Raw genomic sequence first — 20,123 nt, 5'->3', positions numbered from 1 at the left:
CAGGTAATCTAACGTATTAAGCAAAAACGTCTTCCGCGTCTCTATAAGGACGCTAAGCGTTTATGCGAGATAAATCCGAATTCATAGAGAATACCGTTCTCCATGAATCCGGACCTTCTAGAAATAGAGTGCTTTTATTAGAAGTCTTAACTGCGTTCAGCCAGTGTTTTCGCTTGTTTTACAGCTTCATCCCACTCTTTAGCCGGATCAGCCTTTTTCTCCAGCACATTTTTCAGTGCATTTTTGAAGAAGGTATCGGTTTGGTCATGAAGAGGACCGTAGTATACAGGTTTTACACGATTAGCAGCTTTACCAAATTCAACAGCCGTTTGTTGTCCACCGAAGAATTCATCTTTGAAATCTACGAATGCCGGATCTTCGTACAGTGCTGGAATGGAAGGCATCAAACCTTTTGTTTTGAATGATTCCAGTTGATTATCCTTGTTATCCATCCATGCGATAAAGTCATAAGCTTCTTTAGAATGTTTACCTTCCTTAGGGAGTGTCAGGAACGAACCACCCCAGTTACCAGCACCTTCTGGAAGCTGCGCGATTTTCCATTTGCCAGTGGAGTCTGGAGCATTACTCTTAACATTCCCTGCCATCCAAGCAGGTCCCATAACCACTGCAAATGATCCGTCGTTCATCCCTTGTCCCCATTCAGGAGACCAGAGCATCACATTGCTGATCCAGCCTTCTTGGATACCTTTAACTGTGAAATCATAAGCTTTGCGAACTTGCGGATTGGTGTCTCCGATAAAGCTGCCATCCGCTTTGCTGAAATAGATTTCATCCGCAGATTGGTCACGTAATGCGTTAAACGTAAGATCAGTAAGGTCTACAAACGGTTTGCCTGTCTTTTCCTTGAAAGCTTTGGCTACAGCTGCGAACTTGTCCCAAGTATCAATCGCTGCGCCGAATCCCTCGGAGTCACTTGGCAATCCCGCTTCTTCAGCCAAATCTGTTCTGTAATACACAACCGTTGGACCGATATCTGTAGGAAGACCCAGCTGGAAGCTTCCATCTACGGAAGAGGCTTGTTTCCATTTCCAATCCAGATAGTTCGCTTGAATATCTTTGGCTCCGAGATCATTCAGGTTATAGAATTTATCCTGTGCATTGATAAAACGCTCCATGAAACCGATTTCAAGTTGGAAAATATCTGGTGCGCCCGAACCAGCCGATAAAGCAGTGGTCAAATTATTATGGTGAGCCGTTTGGTCACCGGTATTTTGAACCTTGATCGTAACGTTTGGATGTTCCTTCGTGTACTCTTTCGCTAGATCCTCGTAGTTCACGTTACCGAGTGTCCAGAAAGAAAGTTCGATTTTCTCAGCAGGCTCAGTACCCTCGTCTTTTGCAGGTTCACTTGTGCTTGCTGCGTTGTTACCTGTATTTTTACTCGATGCATTATTCTCGGCGTTGTTGCCTCCGCATGCTGCCAGTGAACCTACAAGCATGATAGCGACTAACGAAAGCGCCAAGTGTTTTACTTTATTCATTCCCCTGTACCCCTTTCAAAGGTTTCTCTTACAAGATTTAGTGTACAGGGTTTATATTCTTTTTTTGAGGAGGCAAACTTCCGATTTATGGTGGAAATACTTCTGATTCAATTAAAAAAAGCCCTCATAAGAGGACTCAAAGTTCATTACCATAAAATTTGTTTTCCCCACCAGCGTTTTTATAGGCTCTGAGAACGTTTAGCATGGCCTGTTTCTGACGTTTACTCAGTACTATGTCTTCCTGGTATAAACCCAATCCTGTCAATCGCACAATTGTTTTCTCGGCATTAGCCATCGCCTTTATCATCTTTAAATCTTTAAGATAAACAGTATCTTCATAAACTTCACGTACAGTACTATAAGAAAATGATTTCTTTATTAGAATTCCCGCATTATTAGTAACTTCAAAAACTTCATCATCTGCTCTAATCTCAATCCACTTTGTGTCAATCTGACGATTACCTATATAATCAACCACATAATGAAGATTTGAGACAATACCTTCTTCGTTTTTTATGAAATAAACGTAAAAATCATTCTTGTCTATGTTATCAATGGTTGTTTGTGCATAATAGACTGAGAATTCTCCAAACTCATCCCTCTCCTCAATCAGACCAGATAATGCTTTATTGACTTCTTCGGGTGATTTCGTGGGTTCCGGTGGTGTATTCTGCACATTTGAAGAACATGCTGATAAAGATATGACTAGGAGCATCAAATAAAGTGTTTTTCTATTCATGCCTCTTCTCCAGCTCTGTAGCTTGCGCGCTGTCATCGGTAGCATTATGCCCTAAAGTTTCGATAATCTTCTTTTTCAATGTCTGACCTCCAATATATTAATATACCAAGTATATCCAAAAACCGGGTGATAGGGTAGGACATTGTTAAGAGACTACGAATGTACCGCTGCAGCTAACTACATCTACAATGCCGTCGATATGAGTTCCACGATTAACGGTTTGTGATTGTTTTCGTTAGATTTTCCAGCAAGCGTTCAAAAATCGTTGCTAACAAACCACATTCAATTGAATGTGGTCTTAAACATTTACTTCGTATCTTTGACCTTCCTTAAATCAATATTTCATACAGACCTATGCCTACTAATAACAATCCACCGATAAGATCAGAATGTTTACCTAGCCATGTTTTGGACATTCGATTCCCGATTTTCATTCCAGCAGCAACAGTGATAAACGAAAAGGCACCCACTGAGATCGCTGTGAATGTTGCGTTCACGCCGCTGATCCCTGCTCCAAAGCCTGTAGCAATGCAGTTTATAGCCAACGCCACACCAAGCCAAATCGATTCTTGCCATTTTAAAACATGACGATAGCCAGTATCTGTAGAAGATGTGCTGAGGACGTTGCTCTCTATATCCATGCTTACATTTGAAGTTGGTTTTTTATGCACAGCTCTAATACTCCAGATTCCCATAAACAGAATCAAGCACCCTCCAATGGCATTTCCATTCGCTTCAGTAAAATATTCTGACACATACTCACCTGAAGTTATTGAGATATATGTAGCCAGCATCGACAGAACAGCAATAATCAGATTAGAAAATGTTGTAATTCTTGTGGACCTAGCGCCAAAGGAAACGCCTATTCCTAAGTTATCCAAATTTGAAGCCAACCCAATAATGATGATGGAAAGCCAATGCATATCTAGACCCCCTTAATACATTCATAACTATGTTATGTCTGAGATGGGCGTATAGAATTTTGTCCAAATGTGCTGCTCATAGAATGTTCGTCAGCTTCATTTATATTGGATTTCTCATGCTTCCACAGGTATACTATTTTTATTTCTAACTTCATTAAATGATCAAAAGGAGTTAAATACTTATGCCAATTAACCGCCCGCTGCTAACAGACAGCGATTTCCAAGAAGCCGTTGACCGCAAACTACCTGTTCGTGTATTTCAGGACGATCATTTGGTGAATTCAGGGGCCACTGTTGTCCGCTTCACCGATTCTGATGTAGTTATTCAGTCGAGGGTTAGCGATCTGACTTATTACGCTCGTAAGAGTTGCCAATTTTATGAGGTTAGACCCTAAAAAAAGCCGGAACACACTGACCCTTGGGATCAATGCGTTCCGGATTTTTTCAGCAGACATATGTAGTAGCTCTTACTTAATATTTTTGTATGTGCCATACACTTTCATTTTTTCATTCAAGACTTCCTGAAAACTCTGCTTCTTCTTATTAGCTCTCTCTTGTTTAGGATTGACCACGGGCTGAGGTCTAAAAAACTGATGATTGTAAGCCATAAGATTATGTACCATCACATTCATTGAATTCCAACCTCCTTAGGTAATCATTTCCTGAAATACGCGGAGCAACCACTACTACTTAAAAGTTACTTACCCAGCAACATATAGACCGAAACAAGTTTATCACATGTTCATATGAAAACAACCTCCAAGCTGTAAAAACAGCTGGAGGTTGTTTAATTTCTGCTCATTTTCTCAACGCTGTGATGGAAATCTAGCGTTCCCAAAACCTTTATTACTATGATCAACTTGACCTCTCATCAGTTCAAGCAAATATTCGGGATCAGAGTTCATATCTAACATTTTCAACGCATTTTTTGGAGCAAACCCTTCACTTACACTGTGAGTGATCATGGCTAACAGTGGATTAAAATAACCTCTTATATTCAGCAGCCCTATAGGCTTCTGATGAATCCCAATCTGCATCCAGCATAGAATTTCAAATAACTCATCAAAGGTTCCGAGACCACCCGGCAGGGCAATAAACGCATCAGCCATACCGCTCATAACGGCCTTTCGTTCATGCATACTAGAGACCTCAATCAGATTCGTTAGCCCAGAATGCCTGATTTCATCTTTAAAAAGATCCACTGGCATGATACCGACGACTTCACCACCATTTGCCAACACTCCGTCTGCCACCTGTCCCATCAGGCCATTTCTTGAACCTCCATAAACCAGCCTACAACCTTGTGCAGCTATATGATAACCCAACTCTCTAGCCATTTCTGTATATTCTGAATTAAGACCTGGATTCGAACCGGCGAACACACATATTGTAAAAGCCATACCTATCACTCCAGACTGGTTATTATGGTTCAATTGAGATAATTCACTTATTGTACATCAGAATATTAAAATAAGTGTTAAATGAAAGTCATCTTTTTGTTTGTATCGTTAATTGGTAAAGTTTACTATTCCACTCTGCAGTAACACCTAGTGCCTTAACCAAAGCTGCCGCTGGAACAAGTGATGCATAACTTACTTTAATGGCTCCCTCTTTAAAGATGATTTTCTTGCCTTCTTTCGAGAGCGTCATATCTCCGTCCCATGAGAGGGTGTAGCCCAGATTTTCCGCCACTTCCCTGATCGGTACTCTTACACTTCCATCCAAGAATATAGCAGACTGTGCGGAGTCGATCTTCTTCCCATCCACGATTACAGTAACAGGCTTCAAGATAGGAGATACAGTAAAAGGACGTGAATCAAGCGCGCTGATTCCAAGTTGACCAAACATATTCGTCCCCCAAGCTACTGCTGTTCCATCCTTCAAAACTGCATATTTACTATTTTCCCCCGTGGCAAAAGAAACCGGATTACTCAAGCCTTTGATTTGTTTAGGCTTAGTAAAGACCCATTTACTGTCGGTTGATGATTGGGTATTCCAAGTCCACGCGGTGCCATCTTTTTTAACAGCTACAAAGCCACCTAAATCCAGCGTAAGTTTGGAGATCGGCTTTATGACTGTGATCTTTTGCAGACCTTGCAATAAAGTGCCAGCTTCCCATACCCAGTATTCTCCTTTTTTATTGGCAACAAGATTGAACCCATTTTTCGTCTGAACAGATACAATATCCGTAAGACCTGGCATCTTCTTCATCATGATTTCGTTATAATTATTGCTGTCAACCGTTGCCCAGACACTTCCATTCTCAGTTAACGCCAGTATACTCCTCCAGTTCATAGAAACGGACTTCACATGATATAAATCCTTGACTGGGGTCGGCTTCTTCACTGCTTTTGTATTCTCTATTTGCGGGTTAGCGCTCCAAATCCAAAGAGTACCGTTGGTGCGAATTGCGGCCTGATAGTCACTGTTACCGACCCACATTACCTCACTTAAACCCTGAACCTTGGTAGCAGCAGGCAACACTGTAAAACCTACATCAGTGATTTCTGGAGGATTCCACTGGAGTACGCTTCCATCCTTTCTCAAAGCTAAGGTATTGTGCATGCCTGAAGCTATACTGACTACATCGGTCATCCCAGAGATAACCTGAGGAAGCAGCACCTTCTGCTGTTTAGCGCTTACCCCATTGCCTGCTTCTATAGCATTCTTATCCCGGTAATCTCCCCAAGCTTTAACCGTCCCGTCTTCGTTCAGCGCAACATAATAAATTCCACCGATCTCTAACTGCTTCGTACGATCAAGCGCTGCTATGCTATGGGGAGTAATCGTCCACCCTTCAGGACCTGCAGTTCCATTTGCAAATTGTCCAAAAACATTGCTCCCCCAAGACCATACGGTTCCGTCAGTCCCCAGTGCGAAGGAGCTGCCTCCCCAAAATCCAGAAGTGGCAACAATCTCCTTAATTCCACTCAGCTTCGCGGATGAGGGATCCGCGCTTATCACTTGTGGGACTGACGTAACAGCCATAAAAGTAGAACAAACAGCCAAACTAAACAGCTGTAGCTTCCTTGCTAATAAGTTCATCTTGTTTTTCCCTTCTTATGATATTATTGTAATTATTATTCATCTTACACTAAGACGCTATTAAGCTGCTCAAAGTTGTATAATTTTTAAATCCCGGGATTCAGATTGCTTTGAATTATGTTATAATTACGCTGCCTTGGATCTACTCTTTTCAATCGCAATACCGGAACCAAATGATTATGGAGGGAAGTTATGCTTAAATTTATAGGTGTTTTACTGCTCTTCAGATTAGTGGGCAACCCTTTTCTGGCTATATTCATCCTGCTTCTTATCTTGTATTTCTTGGATCGGCGATATGTGGGCATCTTCCCCAGCATTACAAAGCCCTTCAAAAGAATGCGTCAAATTTCCAAGTTACGTACAACCATTTCTTTAAATCCTAATGATGTTTCATCCAAATTTGATTTAGCGCGGAGTTTGGCAGAACGTAAAAAATACAGGGAAGCGAAGGATCTCCTACTGCAAATCGAGGACCGTTATGAACAATCTGCTGAATATTGGGTAGAACTCGGACATGTGAATCTTAAGCTAGGCGCTTTGGAGGAAGGCGAAGCACAAATGCTTCGTGGTCTGGAGATCAACCGTAAGGCTCGATATGGACAGCCATATCTTTGGTTAGCGGAAACTTTCCGCCATACGAATCATGATAAAGCATTACATTACGTTACTCAGTATCAAGAAATCCAGTCTTCTTCTTCTGAGGCGTATTATCTGGCTGGTTCGATGTATAAAGCGCTTGGCAGATCAGAGGATGCGAAACGAGCTTTCGAAGAATCCACCGCTGTTTATCGTTCACTTCCTAAATATAAAAAACGGCAGGAGCGCGGTTGGGCGTTGCGCAGCTTTTTCGCCAAGATGAAATAAACTTGACGACTCCTTAACCCAAAAAACGGAGATCACTTCTGATTATCAGAAATGATCTCCGTTTTTTTATAATAAATTGGGGGGGAAACGATGTTATTAGTTCGTCACTAATTTCCAAAGCGATAATGCCGACTCCGGATTCCAGTTGGTATCACCGAAACTTCTAAATGTCACTCGAGCTTCATAAACGTTACCCTTGTATTCAACTTTTGTTCCTACAATGTACAACCCGGTTGCATTCCAAGCTGCTACATCTGGTAATACGGGTTTCACAAGGGTTGTGACTGTATACAAAGAGCTCTTGTCTGAAATATTACCAGCAGCGTCTACAGCTCTCACATGATAATTGTACGTAGTGGAAGCTTGCACCGTTAAATCCGTAAAGGAAGTTCCCTTAGTTTGGGTCAATTCAACACCCTCTCGATACACAACATAATGATCAACACCTACATTATCTTGGGCGGCATTCCACATCAGATTAACACTATTGTGCTTCACTGACATGGTATGCAGCCCCTCAACCATCGAAGGCTTCACAGTATCTGGTGTTTCCACTGGAGGTATAACCACTTCTGGGTTTGGTGTGCTAACAACAATAATATTACTTGAGCCTGACGTGTTTCCTGCACGATCTACCGCAACAATATAATATGTATAAATTTTGCCTGCTTCTACAGTAATGTCTTTAAAGCTCGTTGTTGAGGATGTTCCGATTTGTTTCGCTATACCGACGCTATCCCCGCGATAAATCATGTAATGATCTACGCCTACGTTATCTGTTGCAGCATTCCACATAAGATCTACATTGCTCGATTCTACACTCATCGTGTGTAACCCCGTTACTGTTGACGGCTTCTCCGTGTCTGGTTGTACCCCAGGTCCTGATTCAACGTTCTTTAGATTCACATCAATGACTTGGTAGAAGGCATTCGCTGTATCATCAATATCCCACACCGCCAAAATAACATGGTATCCACTGCGGTCAGTTGGGACATTTACTTTGTGCGTCACAGAACGCTCAGGCTGTTTACCGCCATTTTCAAAAGTTCCAATAAGCTCTAAATCGGAACGTTTAATTGGCGTATTAGGATTCCAACCTTTTTTCGTAATATAGTAATGCCATTTTGTTGTTCTATGTTGTGCTGTATGATACCAAGTGATGTCATTGACTCCGCCAACCATATCGTGCTTAATCCAGCGATCACTTGATTGTTGATCCAGAATTCCTCCGAACATGCCACCCGCAGATGCAATCTTCCCGTCCGCAGGACCCGCCAATGGGAAACCCTTTGGTGCCTCTAGACTCTGTGGCTCATATTGAACAGAACCCACATTATTCGCTGCACCAAGCTTCGCACGACTTGCTGGTTCGGATACATAACCGTGTCCTAGCGCTTTATCGGTATCGATAAGTCCTACTCCGACAATAACCCCCGCTGTAATAACAAATGGAGCAACCTTCTTTGCGATTCTGCTGTTCTTCATGCTTACTTTCATCATTCATCATCTCGCTTTCTAGTTGTAATTTGGAGACTTTGAAAACGAATCCAGTGTTATTATAATTTTCTGAAAACATAATAACAATAACCTAAAGAACCAGACGTCAATGGATAAAAGACCCATGACAATTGAACGGATTAGTAGCTCTCCCCGCTAATAATGCCCCATCGAAACGATTCATTCTACTCAAATAAAAAGCCAGCCACCGATAAATATATCGGTGGCTGGCTGCAAAAAACAACTTGTTATGACTTCTGATTCATAAATGGGGTATAGTCCCATTTAAATATTTAAATCCTGCTTGTTAGCTTCTCCGCTCTGTTTAACCGAAAATGGCCACCAATTTCCTCGGCCGAAGATCCGTACCATAACAGGGACAAAGAACGGCAGGAAGATTAAAGCATACAAGGCCAATCCTACGAGCACCACTGTAGCAATCTGCATCATCGACAATACCCCAGAAGGATACATCGAAGCGAAAGTACCACCCAGAATAACTACAGCTGAAAGGATAACTGTACCCATATTGCGCATAGCGTGTAGAATCGCTTCTTTTACGTCCCATGTTTTATTTTCGTTAAACCGGGCCATTAAGAAAATGCTATAATCCACACCTAGTGCAATCAGCATAACAAAACTAAAGAATGGCGTCGTCCAGGTAATCCCTTCATAGTGCAGAAGATTAACGAAAATAGCCTCTGTAACGCCCAACGCTGAAAAGTAAGTGATCAAAAGTGAAATGATAAGGTAAATCGGCATTACGATTGAGCGAAGCAGCAACACTAATATGATGAAAATACCGCTCAGCATCAAGATTACTGTACGCGTATAGTCTTCATTGGAAATATTTCGCAAATCGCTTTGACTACTTGTAACCCCGCTAATAGCTATTTCAGCATTTTCAAGCTTCGTACCTTTAACTGCACGATCTACTGCTGCTTGAATATCACCCACACTATCTATAGCCTCTGAGCTGTAAGGATTCTCGGTGAATACCACGTCCAATGTCATCACCTTACGGTCATCAGATAAGTACGTGTCAAATACCTGCTTTATACCTTCAGCGTTAAGTGCCTCAGCCGGTACGAAGAATCCGCTCAGCTCTTCATCCTTAGCCGCTTGAATCTGATTCAAGTATTCTTGTGCCGAGCCCAGACCGCTTGTAATTTGCTTCAATCCATCAGCACTATCGCTTAGTCCAGTGGTTAAGGCTCCAATCTGACCTGTCAATTCACCAAAACCATCTGCAAGCTGCTTCTGTCCGCCTTGCAATTGATCAAGACCACTTGTGATAGATGGAATCTTTTCTACGATCTGTCCTTGACCCGCTGCCGCCTGATCGAGTCCAGATTGCAGTTGACCGAGTCCAGCTACAAGCTTAGCTAAACCTTGCGCGAGCGCGGTTTGCCCAGCCGCAGCTTTGGCATAACCGGCATTCGCTTCATTTAAGCCAGTAGCTGCACCTTTAAGCTGTTCTGAAACCTGACCAAGACCGGCTGCTAGCTGCGCTGCACCCGTACCACTTTGTGCTACTGTACCTTTGATCGTCAAATAATTTACATCCTGAACAATTTCCGGATAACTGCTCTCTAGGCCAGCGAAGGAACCGTCCAGTCCTTTTAATGCCTCTGCAACACCTTGTAACTGCTTCGGAAACTGCCCGAGTCCTTCATCCAGCTGGGTTAAGCCTCCACCGATTTTTTTATAGCCCTCAAGTAACTTCGCATTTGCATCTGCTAACTGTTTAGCACTTGTTGCTGCCTGCTGAAGACCGGATTTGATCTCTCCTGCACCCGCTGAGCCACTCTTAATCCCGCTCTCAATCTGGGTGAGCCCAGCGCCTAAAGCAACAATTCCTTCTTTGAGATCCGCTGTGCCCTCTGTCAGCTTAGCACTCCCTGCAACAGCTTCTGTAAGTTTAGGAGCATTATCGCTAAGCTGTTTACTAGCTTCTGACAAGCCGGTCTGAATCTTGGTCAGACCTTCGTTACTCTGGTCCAGTCCATCAGAAAGTGTACCGACCTGATTCGGAATCAAGAAATCACTAATCAGCTCACCTGTTGGACGTGACATGCTCCGAACAGATTTTACACTATCCACTTTTTCCAGCTCGCGGCTAATTTTCTCCGCAAGTCCCAGATATTCTGAATTGTCCATACGATCATCATTCTTGATAACGACCTTGCCAGGCATCGATTCACCTGGTCCGAAGCTCTCCGAAATAATATTAAAACCTTTTACCGAAGCATATTCCGAGCCAATTTCCTCCAAGCTGTTAAAGGACAGCTTACCGCTATAGGTAACTAGAAATGGGGATACAATTGCTGCAACGATTAGAAGTGCGGCCCACGGTCTTTTTAAAGAAAAAGAACCTGCCCATCCCCAAATACGGCTCTCACTATGCTCCAGCTTGCCACGGGAGGGCCAGAATAGCTTTTTGCCTAGAACAGCCATAAAGAATGGAACAATCGTCACAAGTGCCAATAGCATAACTGCAATACCAACTGCAACAGCTACTGCTGAACGATAAAGGATAAATTTCGATAACCCAATCGCTACAAAACCTACAAATACCGCTAAGCCCGAATAGAACACCGTTCCTCCAGCTTTTCGATAAGTTGCAATGATTGCACTTTTAGTATCTTCTGCGGTCATCAATTCTTCTTTAAAGCGACTGATCAGCAGAATACAATAATCCGTACCGATCCCGAACATGACCGCAACCATAAAGATTTGAGTAAACGTTGATAAAGGAAAATCATAACGATCCACCAAAAAAGCCACGACAGATTGGGATACAATATAGCTGATACCCACGGTCAGCAGCGGTACAAAAGGCGCTACGAACGAACGAAACACAACAAATAGAATAAGTAGGATAAAGACAACTGTAATATACTCCGACTTCTTTAGCCCTGCTTCTGAGCTTGCAATCATATCCTCTGTAATCAGACCTTCACTGGTCAAATAATGATCTGCTTTAACACCTGAGAGCATCTCATCCACTTTATCTGGCAGCGCAGTAACAGCCTCTCCTTCACCTTTTACGGACAACGCCACCATAATAGTCTTGCCATCTTTGGCAATCAGTGTATCTTTAAGCTCACTTTGTGAAAAAGGATCGGTGATGGAATCTAACTGCAGAGCTTCCTTATTTGCAGCCAGCTTCTCAACGCCTTGTTGAATACTTGCTGTTTCTTCCGCTCCGATTCCCTTCGGGTTATTGAACACAAGGGCTACTTGATGGAGTGATTCGCCTCCCTTGTCACTTGACGCTTCCTTCATGATTTCTGCTGCTCTAGATGAAGGGTATCCCTCTGGAACCGTAACCTGCCCCTTCTCACGGACAAGATCAGAGAAAGACGGGGCCGTCATCACTAGCACCACCGCTACAGCGAGCCAGATTGCGATAACCGCCCATCTTGCTTTTAGAATCGTCTTCATTGGCTCTTCCCTCCATTATCATTCTGAATTAGACTTGCCAGTTTCTCAAACATCATGATGAACGTCTCAATATCCTTCTTTTCAAAATGAAACAAATACGGGGCCACTACTTCATGTACTTGCGACTCAGCTGCTTCAAATACTCTTTTACCATGCTCTGACATCGATAAATACACCTGACGACGATCATTCTCGTCACGAGTGCGCTCAATAATGCCCGCTTGCACCAGTCTGTTGATTATTGCTGTAATGGAGCTTTTACCCACGCAAAAAGTTTCTGCTAGATATGTAGATGTACATTGTTCCTGAGCATTAATCAGACGCAGAATTTGATACTGATCATTCGTTGTATCTGCAGCAATGCTATCTTTAATTCTTGCGGCTACTTGTCTAGTCACCATCATATAAGCATCCATATAACGGTTAATCCAATGCTGAACTTCATCTTCCAAAGCTTCCTACCTCCAAATATAGTTCAACTGTAGAACAGTTTCATTGTCAAACTATAATCCCATTTATTTCAAAAGTCAACTTTACAATTCTAAGGAACAATTTAAGGTGACCCAACAAAAAAACAGGCCGAGATTTCATCTCGACCTGCCATTGTATGTCTTCTAAAAATTGTTTATTCCTCATCCTCGATCTCTTCTACTTCATAAACACATCTCAGCGTTTCAATGCCTGCTGCATTTTCGCCGAGGCTGTACACCATGAACCCAAGACTACGGTAGAAATCTGCAGCAATCTCATCCTCTGTTTCAGCTACCAGATAACGCGGCTGACGCGTAGTAAGCAGCTCCAGAATCATCCCTCGTGCATAACCTTTTCCTCTGTTCTCTGGCAATACAGCAATATGCCGAATATCCAAGGAACCATCTTCTGTTTCTTCAAAGCCTACAAGACCAAGCAGTAATTCTTCCTCTTCCCAGCCATATAACTTTAGCCCGGCTTGTTCGCTATACTCAGACGAAGTCTGCTTTAGAGCATTCGGATCATCTATGACCGCATAGGTCAGCAGCTCATTCACCTCAGATGTACCAATGAGGGGTTTAAGATCAATCAACATTCTTCACATTTCTCCTTCTTTGTTCCTTTTACAGCTAATCACTCGAAACAATCCGTAGCCTGTCCACACACCCAGCATGTTTAATAGTAAATCATCAATATCGAAGCTTCCCACATGCAGCAGCATTTGCAAGCACTCCAAAAGCAGAATACAAGGGACAGCATATAGCGAGATTCTAAGCCAAGAAACAGGACGTATCTTTACTAATGGCGAAAGAAAACCAAATGGAATAAAAACTACAACATTTCCTAGCAGATTTACTAGCCGATTGATAAGTGATAAACCGTTATCCAAGTTGAAATAAAGTGACACCGTGCGAAATGGAACCAGATTATACTGAAGAGGACCTCCGGTATGTACCTCACGTCCAAATCCGATAAACATCCAATAGATAACAGTAGCACTATACAGAGTTAGCACTACCCGTGTCAATCCTTTTAGCGGCCATGAACGGTAAGTTTCTTTATGTCTGCGGTTAATCAATTCTTAGGTTGAGCTTCAATAATTTCGATAGTTCCATCAAGTTTACCTACGATCGCCATCGCTGCAATTCCAATAAATAGGCCGTGATCTACAACACCCGGGATGTTTTGGATAGTCAGTGCTAGCTTCGGTGCAGCTTCTATCGCTTCAAATCGGCAGTCCGCAATGTAATTGCCATTATCCGTCTTATACAACTCTTCTCCGCTGCGACGCAATTCAGGTTGGCAACCCAGTTTGGCAAGCTCTGCCACAGTCCATTCCCAGGCGAAAGGAACGATTTCCACCGGCAACGGAAATTTGCCTAGCGTGTTTACAACTTTACCTTCATCGGCAATCACAATCATTCGGGTACTATTACTAGCTACAATCTTCTCACGAAGCAAAGCACCGCCGCCGCCTTTAATTAGTTGCAGACTGCTGTCTAGCTCGTCCGCTCCGTCAATGGTTAAGTCCAGACTATCAATATCACCAAAAGCTACCAGTGGAATTCCCAGCTCTCGTGCTTGCTCTTCGGAAGCGCGTGAAGTAGCTACTGCCGTAATTTTCAAGCCTTCACTGACGCGTTCACCGAGCTTGCGGATTGCCCAGTAGGCAGTTGATCCCGTACCCAGACCTACCTTCATTCCATCTTCTACATATTCCACTGCTTTTTCAGCTGCTAGTTGTTTAACGTTGATACTCATTTTAATACCCCCATGTTATCCATTATAAAGTTTTATAGTATTTTGCCGTAACAGAGACTATCCGGATCACCTATGTAGGGTCCAAATAAATCAATCGGTTGGTAGCCATGCTTGACGTAAAGCGCAATCGCTTCTGGCTGCTTAATTCCGGTCTCCAATCGGATCTCCTTAAACCCCGCCGCTAATGCTTGTTCTTCAAGGAATAACAGCATATTTGTAGCTATGCCCATTTTACGATAACTAGAATCTACATAAAAGCGCTTCAACTCCATCGTTGCGATCTCTATTCCGATATAATCCAGTGGACGAAGCCCACCACATCCCACTGGTTTTCCGTTTAAGTAGGCTACTATGAAAGTCATTTCTTTTACTTTGGGATCCTCGAAATCAACAACATAGATCGTCTCATGCGGATAACGCATCTTCAGTTCCTCATCCAGAAACGTAATAAGTTCTCTTAAATCAGCGTTCTCTGGATCAACTACTTCAAAATTCACTTCTGTTACGGGCGACACTCTATTTCCCTCTTTTCTTGTATCCAAATTCGTATTATCCTTCTTGCAGCCAAAAAAATCAATATTCTTCATTCTGTCTTATGTATATTGTAATTTCACTACATCCTCTAAGTTTAGGATCATCTCTTTTTCAGCGTGGTTAGCAGCCCTATGTAAGTAAGCTTTATGCTCAATGAAAGGATCTGAGGGGGCTGCCAATTTAATGTGCTCCAGCACACTACGTTCGACATCAGCGAGAACTAGATTTCCTCTACCCGCACTTACTCTACAAAGATTAATGATTGCTAAAGGCTTATTCACAACTGCCTGCCCGCTGGACTCCACAAAAACTGTGTATTGAACTAAAGGAATTACGTCTGGGTCTTCCACACTAGCAGCGCAAGATTGGTCAAAGATAGAATACATTAGTGAAGGATTGCGTGATAAAGTTCCTAATTTTTTCTGATTAGATACCAATTTGCTGTTCTGGTAGGCCAAGAATCCGGCAACTGACAACACGAGCACAAGCAAAATAACTAATATCGAGTACATTTCATCACGTCCCACCCAATACTCCATAATAACAATACCGATTATATATTATCATGGATAACTGCATAGACCAATCCTATATTATCAACACTATAACAAGTGTAAGCGATATTCAATCTATAAAGTTATTTTGAAATATTCAAAATAACAGTTGAAACTTCGTTTGACATGTCTCATAATGAAAATATGAATATTGTTTGTCAATCCATATGGAAATCAAGGGAGGAAACTTAAAATGAAGTTTTTCTTGGACACCGGAAATATTGAAGAGATCAAACGTATTACTCGCCTCGGATTAGTGGATGGCGTAACGACTAACCCGTCGCTCATCGCTAAAGAAGGAAGATTGTTTAAAGATGTTATCAAAGAAATCGTAGCAATCGTTCCAGGTCCTGTAAGTGCAGAAGTAATCGGACTTACAGCAGAAGAAATGCTTAAAGAAGCATACGAAATTGCTGAGTGGGCTCCAAACGTTGTCATTAAACTCCCTATGACTGAAGATGGCTTGGAAGCTTGTTATGAGCTTACAAAAAAAGGTATCAAAACTAACGTAACGCTTGTCTTCTCAGCGGCTCAAGGCTTAATGGCTGCAAAAGCAGGCGCAACTTATATTTCTCCTTTCGTAGGACGTCTGGATGATATCGGTGTTGACGGAATGAAGCTGATCAAGGATCTGAAGACCATCCTAACTAACTACGGTATGACTTCCGAAATTATTGCAGCATCCATCCGTAACATTGCGCATGTTGAGCAAGCCGCTCTTGCTGGTGCTCACATTGCTACCATCCCAGGTTCGCTCCTGCCTACCCTCTGGAAGCATCCGCTGACAGATAACGGTATCGAACGCTTCCTGAAGGATTGGGAATCCGTACCACAAGCATAAGATTGTCTTTCATTCTTTTATCAAAGGGCTATCCCGCAAGCTACGGCAACGCAGCTTAAGGATAGCTCTTTTTTCCATCTAAAGTCCTTGCAGAAGTCTGACGAACACGCTTTGACAAGAGTCGCGCATCTACCTGCTCCGTTTCTTTCACGTCAGATTCTCCCTTGCTCCCCTTGCTTGGCGTTACTGCAAATAAGGTCAGCAATCCACCAATTGCGCCGACTGTAGCCATCAAAGCGAATAATACCCAATGACCACTGCTTAACAGCAGCGATACCACTGGCGGTCCTGCGGCTACCCCTATAAACCTCATACTGCTATAGAGAGCGGTTATCGTGCCGCTATTTTCTTTCTCAATTCCCTCCGTGATCAAAGCATCCATACAAGGAAGCACAATCCCGATTCCAACACAACCTAAGCCCATAAACCCGACTAAGAAATAAATACCTTTATTGAACCCCGCAAAGATCATTGCTGCAGTAAGTAACACCATTCCTCCAAAGCCCAGCCATTTCATTAGCGTTTTGTTCTGACCAATGATCTTTCCTGTTCCGTATGAAGACAGACATAACAAGGCTAATGGTATTGCCAGCACAAATCCCTTCATTGCCCCATGCATATTAAATTTAGATTCCAGCATTTCCGATAAATAGAATTGAACACCAAAGGTTACAAACATACAGATACCGCCTATGGCAAAAATAGCATACAACCATCGTCCCTTTTCACGCAAAATGCTCACAATTCCGGATAAAAATTCTCTTATACCCTGTTTCTCAGGTTGTTCCTTCGCTTCCGGCTTTCGAACCAGAAAAAGAACTAAAGCAAATGAAATTAAACATAGAACAGGAATAGCGATAAAAGGTGCAAACCAAAGCCATATTCCAAGATAAGCTCCAAGGATCGGACTGAGCACTTTACCAAAGGTATTAGAGGTTTCAATAATTCCCAGACTTTTGCTTACATCCTCTTCTTCCTTGAATAAATCACCAACGAAGGGCAGCACAATAGGAAAAGCACCAGCCGCACCTATCCCTTGTAATAAACGTCCGGCCAGAATGACCCAATAGGCGCTAACGCCCTTCATAAACCAAGCCGCCACCACGCAGACAGCTCCACCAATAGCAGCAATGATCAGACTCGGAAGAATCACCTTTTTACGTCCATAAGCATCAGACAGGTACCCTGCAATTGGGATCATCACGATAGCCATCAATCCATAAACAGTAATCAGCATACTCACCTGAAAAGAGCTAATGCCTAGTTCTTTAGAAATCTGCGGCAAAATAGGGAGCAGCATGGAGTTACCGAGGGTCATAATTAGTGGAATGGATGCCAGTGCAAGCAGATCCCATTTTCTTTCCTTCATGAACTGACCACCTTTGTCATTGTTTGCGACGACTCTCTATATTGTGGTTTGTTCATCTCTCTTTATTCATACATATAAAAAGACCGTCCCCCCGCCAATGCGAAAGGACGATCTTATGATCAGAAGATGGGGCTTTACAGCGAATTTGTAATCATGGTCTTCGCTTTTACAGATGGAAGAAACCGGTTTGGTTCTCCTAGGCTAAAAATATGCAGCAAGTGCATCGCTCGAGTGCAAGCTGTATAAAACAATTTACGCTCACTTTCTCTGCCATATCGTTCAGCTGAACCATCGTAGATGATAACAGCATCAAACTCCACACCTTTAGCTAAGTAAGCAGGTAACACCAATGTTCCCTTCTGGAAATTCGGCGTTTCTTTCGTAACGAGCCTTACTGGCAGCCTACTATGTAGTTCATCATGAACTCTTGCGCTTTCTTCTGCTGTTTTACAAATGACAGCCACATAATGATACCCCTTGGATTGCAAATTCCGGATATCCATTTCAACTGCATTCAGAAGTTCATCCTCGCTAGACACCACACTTAGCTGAGGTTCTTCTCCTCGTCGATTAAACGGCACAATTCTTTCCCCTCCAGGAATCATTGAACGCGTAAATTCTACAATTTCAAAAGTGGAGCGATAGCTTCGGGTTAACGAGATCACTTCTGTATTCTCTTCCCCATAAATGCTTACCAAACTAGACAAATCACCGAGCACCTCACCTTGTGCATAGATCGCCTGATTCAAATCACCCAATACGGTCATTTTCGCCCTTGGAAACAAACGGCGCATGAACTCTAATTGGAAAGGTGAGTAGTCTTGTACTTCATCCACAATCACATGACGAATCAGCGTATTGGTACGGAAGCCTTGGCTTAACTCCTTCAAATAAAGGAATGGTGTAGCATCTTCGTAGGCAAGCTCGTTCACTGCGATAGATTTTAGTGTTTGTTCACAGATTTCATCCCAGATTTCCGGCAGAGAATTAACACCATTTAGGCGTTCCATAAGCTCACGATCCGTAAACAGCGTACTGTACAACCCCTTAACATCCACAAAACGACCTCGTTTAGTCCATCCGCGCAGTGGTTTTAAGCGTTGGCTGACTACATACCGGGATAACACTTCTTTTTCAGTATCAAAATCATCAAAACTATCCTGTGTAGCTTTCTTCTTACGTCGTAACATCTGATATGCACGATGGTAATCACTGGAGTCCAATAGCTCAATTTGATCTTCAACCCATGAAGCATTTCTTTCCTCATGGCTAAAATCAGCGATCTTCTTCAGTAACCAGCGTGTCATTAAGTCTACACGGTTCGCAAGCTTAATGGCGGGATCATAGGCATAGAAATGACGTTCCATTTCTTCTTTACTGACTACCGCTCTACCTTGAAACATTAAAGGCTTGAACAGCATGCCCTCATGTTCCAGCATCGTAGCATACCGACGAATCACATCGAGAAAAGGTACGGATGATTTATAAGCGATGCCTTCTCTGCGTATACCTACTTCAGGGCCATCAGGGGCATTCAGTAGGTTTTCCGTCTGACTAAAGACATCTTCCAGCTGGAATTCATGTCCTAAACGATGCTCAAGATACATTTGAAAAGTGGTTTGTTGCATATTTTCTTCACCTAGCTCTGGGAGCACAGTTGAAACATAGCTATTAAACAGCGGATTCGGTGAGAACAACAACATCTGGTCTGCTTGCAGAACTTCACGGTATTTATACAAAAGATAAGCAACCCGCTGCAATGCTGCAGAGGTTTTCCCGCTTCCTGCGGCACCCTGAACGACCAGCATTCGGCTTTTGTCGTTGCGGATAATCGCATTTTGCTCTTTCTGGATGGTAGCTACAATACTCTTCATTCGATCATCTGCACTATGGCTAAGCACTTGCTGCAAAAGCTCGTCGCCGATCGTTACCCCAGTATCAAACATAACTTCAATAACACCATCAGAAATCACAAACTGTCGTTTAAGATTCATTGTACCGGAAACAAGTCCACCAGGTGTCTCATAAGCTGCTGGGCCAGGAGCTCCGTCATAATATAAGCTCGATATAGGCGCCCGCCAGTCATAGATCAAGAAGGTGCCATCATCCTCCATTAAGGATCCAATCCCCAGATAAATCTTTTCCGTTTCTCCATTTGGTGCTTCTGTAAAGTCAATACGCCCAAAGTAAGGAGAGACGAGTAGCTTTTTATATTTTTTTAGAGCCTTGCTCGACTGTAAATGATGGCGTTCACGTTCATTCAAGATTTGGGATTGTTGGCGCAGACTTGTTGAAGTTTCCCCTAAATCATCTGGACTACTGAAGTTTACTGTTACCTCTTCCCAGAAGTCTTTCCGCATATCCACCACATCACTGCGATGGAGTCCGAGCTCCTCAGATAGTCGCCGAATATGGGCAGACAAAAGCTTAGTCAATCCGTCAACCCGCTGCTGTTCCTCTTTCCATTCAATTTCATGATTCTCCACTACATTTCATCCCCTTTGGAAGGTTGATATTTCAAGTGAGGATACTCTTAATAGATGAATCCGGCCCCTCAGGGACCGGACTTATTAACA

General features: G+C 42.8%; 19 protein-coding genes. 3 read left to right on the top strand and 16 right to left on the bottom strand.

What is annotated here, in order from left to right; all coding sequences use genetic code 11:
• Window positions 1-146: 146 nt before the first annotated feature.
• The 3 genes from MKY19_RS12160 to MKY19_RS12150 all read right to left on the bottom strand — a co-directional run bounded on the left by MKY19_RS12160 (window position 147) and on the right by MKY19_RS12150 (window position 3,164).
• Complete coding sequence (locus MKY19_RS12160; RefSeq protein ID WP_042187481.1) at window positions 147-1,502, bottom strand: extracellular solute-binding protein; 1,356 nt, start codon at window positions 1,500-1,502, stop codon at window positions 147-149.
• A gap of 136 nt (window positions 1,503-1,638) precedes the next feature.
• On the bottom strand, window positions 1,639-2,241 hold the full coding sequence (locus tag MKY19_RS12155; protein ID WP_339270721.1) for a hypothetical protein: 603 nt from the start codon (window positions 2,239-2,241) through the stop codon (window positions 1,639-1,641).
• A 329-nt stretch (window positions 2,242-2,570) separates the two neighbouring features.
• A complete protein-coding gene (locus MKY19_RS12150; RefSeq protein WP_339270720.1) occupies window positions 2,571-3,164 on the bottom strand; it encodes a manganese efflux pump in 594 nt (197 codons plus the stop codon).
• 182 nt (window positions 3,165-3,346) lie between these two features.
• Here MKY19_RS12150 and MKY19_RS12145 point away from each other — a divergent pair, with 182 nt between their 5' ends.
• Complete coding sequence (locus MKY19_RS12145) at window positions 3,347-3,559, top strand: hypothetical protein (protein WP_042187476.1); 213 nt, start codon at window positions 3,347-3,349, stop codon at window positions 3,557-3,559.
• Between the two features lie 72 nt (window positions 3,560-3,631).
• Here the strand turns inward: MKY19_RS12145 and MKY19_RS12140 are convergent, their stop codons facing one another.
• The 3 genes from MKY19_RS12140 to MKY19_RS12130 form a co-directional block, all read right to left on the bottom strand.
• Window positions 3,632-3,796, bottom strand: a complete 165-nt coding sequence (locus MKY19_RS12140; protein ID WP_179085705.1) for a hypothetical protein — start codon at window positions 3,794-3,796, stop codon at window positions 3,632-3,634.
• A gap of 174 nt (window positions 3,797-3,970) precedes the next feature.
• Window positions 3,971-4,564 (bottom strand): TIGR00730 family Rossman fold protein, encoded by a 594-nt coding sequence (locus tag MKY19_RS12135; protein WP_076282875.1) that lies wholly within the window; start codon window positions 4,562-4,564, stop codon window positions 3,971-3,973.
• An 88-nt stretch (window positions 4,565-4,652) separates the two neighbouring features.
• Window positions 4,653-6,209: a stalk domain-containing protein gene (locus tag MKY19_RS12130; protein ID WP_339803051.1), complete on the bottom strand. Its 1,557-nt coding sequence runs from the start codon at window positions 6,207-6,209 to the stop codon at window positions 4,653-4,655.
• Window positions 6,210-6,401: 192 nt separating this feature from the next.
• On the opposite strand from MKY19_RS12130, the gene MKY19_RS12125 reads away from it, so the two are divergent.
• Window positions 6,402-7,073, top strand: coding sequence for a tetratricopeptide repeat protein (locus MKY19_RS12125; protein WP_149644218.1), 672 nt, complete (start codon window positions 6,402-6,404; stop codon window positions 7,071-7,073).
• 96 nt (window positions 7,074-7,169) lie between these two features.
• Here MKY19_RS12125 and MKY19_RS12120 read toward each other — a convergent pair whose 3' ends face one another.
• The 8 genes from MKY19_RS12120 to MKY19_RS12085 all read right to left on the bottom strand — a co-directional run bounded on the left by MKY19_RS12120 (window position 7,170) and on the right by MKY19_RS12085 (window position 15,295).
• The gene (locus MKY19_RS12120) at window positions 7,170-8,558 is read right to left on the bottom strand and encodes a lytic polysaccharide monooxygenase (protein WP_339803048.1); all 1,389 of its coding nucleotides are present in this window, start codon (window positions 8,556-8,558) and stop codon (window positions 7,170-7,172) included.
• Window positions 8,559-8,855: 297 nt separating this feature from the next.
• Window positions 8,856-12,017, bottom strand: coding sequence for an MMPL family transporter (locus MKY19_RS12115; RefSeq protein WP_339803045.1), 3,162 nt, complete (start codon window positions 12,015-12,017; stop codon window positions 8,856-8,858).
• Window positions 12,014-12,469, bottom strand: coding sequence for a MarR family transcriptional regulator (locus tag MKY19_RS12110; protein WP_076282879.1), 456 nt, complete (start codon window positions 12,467-12,469; stop codon window positions 12,014-12,016). Before MKY19_RS12110 ends, MKY19_RS12115 begins: the two co-directional genes overlap by 4 nt.
• 173 nt (window positions 12,470-12,642) lie before the next feature.
• Complete coding sequence (locus MKY19_RS12105; protein ID WP_076299436.1) at window positions 12,643-13,083, bottom strand: GNAT family N-acetyltransferase; 441 nt, start codon at window positions 13,081-13,083, stop codon at window positions 12,643-12,645.
• A gap of 3 nt (window positions 13,084-13,086) precedes the next feature.
• Complete coding sequence (locus MKY19_RS12100; RefSeq protein ID WP_339270705.1) at window positions 13,087-13,566, bottom strand: VanZ family protein; 480 nt, start codon at window positions 13,564-13,566, stop codon at window positions 13,087-13,089.
• Window positions 13,563-14,243, bottom strand: coding sequence for a ribose-5-phosphate isomerase RpiA (gene rpiA / locus MKY19_RS12095; protein WP_143764014.1), 681 nt, complete (start codon window positions 14,241-14,243; stop codon window positions 13,563-13,565). Before rpiA ends, MKY19_RS12100 begins: the two co-directional genes overlap by 4 nt.
• Window positions 14,244-14,281: 38 nt before the next feature.
• Entirely contained in the window at window positions 14,282-14,836 is a 555-nt protein-coding gene (locus MKY19_RS12090; protein WP_339803042.1) for a GNAT family N-acetyltransferase, read from the bottom strand.
• 6 nt (window positions 14,837-14,842) lie between these two features.
• Entirely contained in the window at window positions 14,843-15,295 is a 453-nt protein-coding gene (locus MKY19_RS12085) for a hypothetical protein (RefSeq protein ID WP_339803039.1), read from the bottom strand.
• Between the two features lie 235 nt (window positions 15,296-15,530).
• Here MKY19_RS12085 and fsa point away from each other — a divergent pair, with 235 nt between their 5' ends.
• Complete coding sequence (gene fsa / locus MKY19_RS12080; protein ID WP_042126959.1) at window positions 15,531-16,178, top strand: fructose-6-phosphate aldolase; 648 nt, start codon at window positions 15,531-15,533, stop codon at window positions 16,176-16,178.
• Between the two features lie 55 nt (window positions 16,179-16,233).
• Here the strand turns inward: fsa and MKY19_RS12075 are convergent, their stop codons facing one another.
• Window positions 16,234-17,547 (bottom strand): MFS transporter, encoded by a 1,314-nt coding sequence (locus MKY19_RS12075; RefSeq protein ID WP_339803035.1) that lies wholly within the window; start codon window positions 17,545-17,547, stop codon window positions 16,234-16,236.
• A gap of 134 nt (window positions 17,548-17,681) precedes the next feature.
• Complete coding sequence (gene helD, locus MKY19_RS12070; RefSeq protein WP_339270696.1) at window positions 17,682-20,033, bottom strand: RNA polymerase recycling motor HelD; 2,352 nt, start codon at window positions 20,031-20,033, stop codon at window positions 17,682-17,684.
• Window positions 20,034-20,123 lie beyond the last annotated feature (90 nt).

Source organism: Paenibacillus sp. FSL R5-0744 (genome assembly GCF_037972555.1).
GTDB lineage: Bacteria > Bacillota > Bacilli > Paenibacillales > Paenibacillaceae > Paenibacillus_AQ.
The sequence above is the reverse complement of the archived record's forward strand: the minus strand, read 5'-3'. Positions and strand labels throughout refer to the sequence as shown.

Bases quoted from the DNA above. Each gene is read 5' to 3' on its own strand.
- MKY19_RS12160 (WP_042187481.1), bottom strand. From the start codon at position 1,502: ATGAATAAAGTAAAACACTTGGCGCTTTCGTTAGTCGCTATCATGCTT.
- MKY19_RS12155 (WP_339270721.1), bottom strand. From the start codon at position 2,241: ATGAATAGAAAAACACTTTATTTGATGCTCCTAGTCATATCTTTATCA.
- MKY19_RS12150 (WP_339270720.1), bottom strand. From the start codon at position 3,164: ATGCATTGGCTTTCCATCATCATTATTGGGTTGGCTTCAAATTTGGAT.
- MKY19_RS12145 (WP_042187476.1), top strand. From the start codon at position 3,347: ATGCCAATTAACCGCCCGCTGCTAACAGACAGCGATTTCCAAGAAGCC.
- MKY19_RS12140 (WP_179085705.1), bottom strand. From the start codon at position 3,796: ATGAATGTGATGGTACATAATCTTATGGCTTACAATCATCAGTTTTTT.
- MKY19_RS12135 (WP_076282875.1), bottom strand. From the start codon at position 4,564: ATGGCTTTTACAATATGTGTGTTCGCCGGTTCGAATCCAGGTCTTAAT.
- MKY19_RS12130 (WP_339803051.1), bottom strand. From the start codon at position 6,209: ATGAACTTATTAGCAAGGAAGCTACAGCTGTTTAGTTTGGCTGTTTGT.
- MKY19_RS12125 (WP_149644218.1), top strand. From the start codon at position 6,402: ATGCTTAAATTTATAGGTGTTTTACTGCTCTTCAGATTAGTGGGCAAC.
- MKY19_RS12120 (WP_339803048.1), bottom strand. From the start codon at position 8,558: ATGAAGAACAGCAGAATCGCAAAGAAGGTTGCTCCATTTGTTATTACA.
- MKY19_RS12115 (WP_339803045.1), bottom strand. From the start codon at position 12,017: ATGAAGACGATTCTAAAAGCAAGATGGGCGGTTATCGCAATCTGGCTC.
- MKY19_RS12105 (WP_076299436.1), bottom strand. From the start codon at position 13,083: ATGTTGATTGATCTTAAACCCCTCATTGGTACATCTGAGGTGAATGAG.
- MKY19_RS12090 (WP_339803042.1), bottom strand. From the start codon at position 14,836: ATGAAGAATATTGATTTTTTTGGCTGCAAGAAGGATAATACGAATTTG.
- MKY19_RS12085 (WP_339803039.1), bottom strand. From the start codon at position 15,295: ATGTACTCGATATTAGTTATTTTGCTTGTGCTCGTGTTGTCAGTTGCC.
- fsa (WP_042126959.1), top strand. From the start codon at position 15,531: ATGAAGTTTTTCTTGGACACCGGAAATATTGAAGAGATCAAACGTATT.
- MKY19_RS12075 (WP_339803035.1), bottom strand. From the start codon at position 17,547: ATGAAGGAAAGAAAATGGGATCTGCTTGCACTGGCATCCATTCCACTA.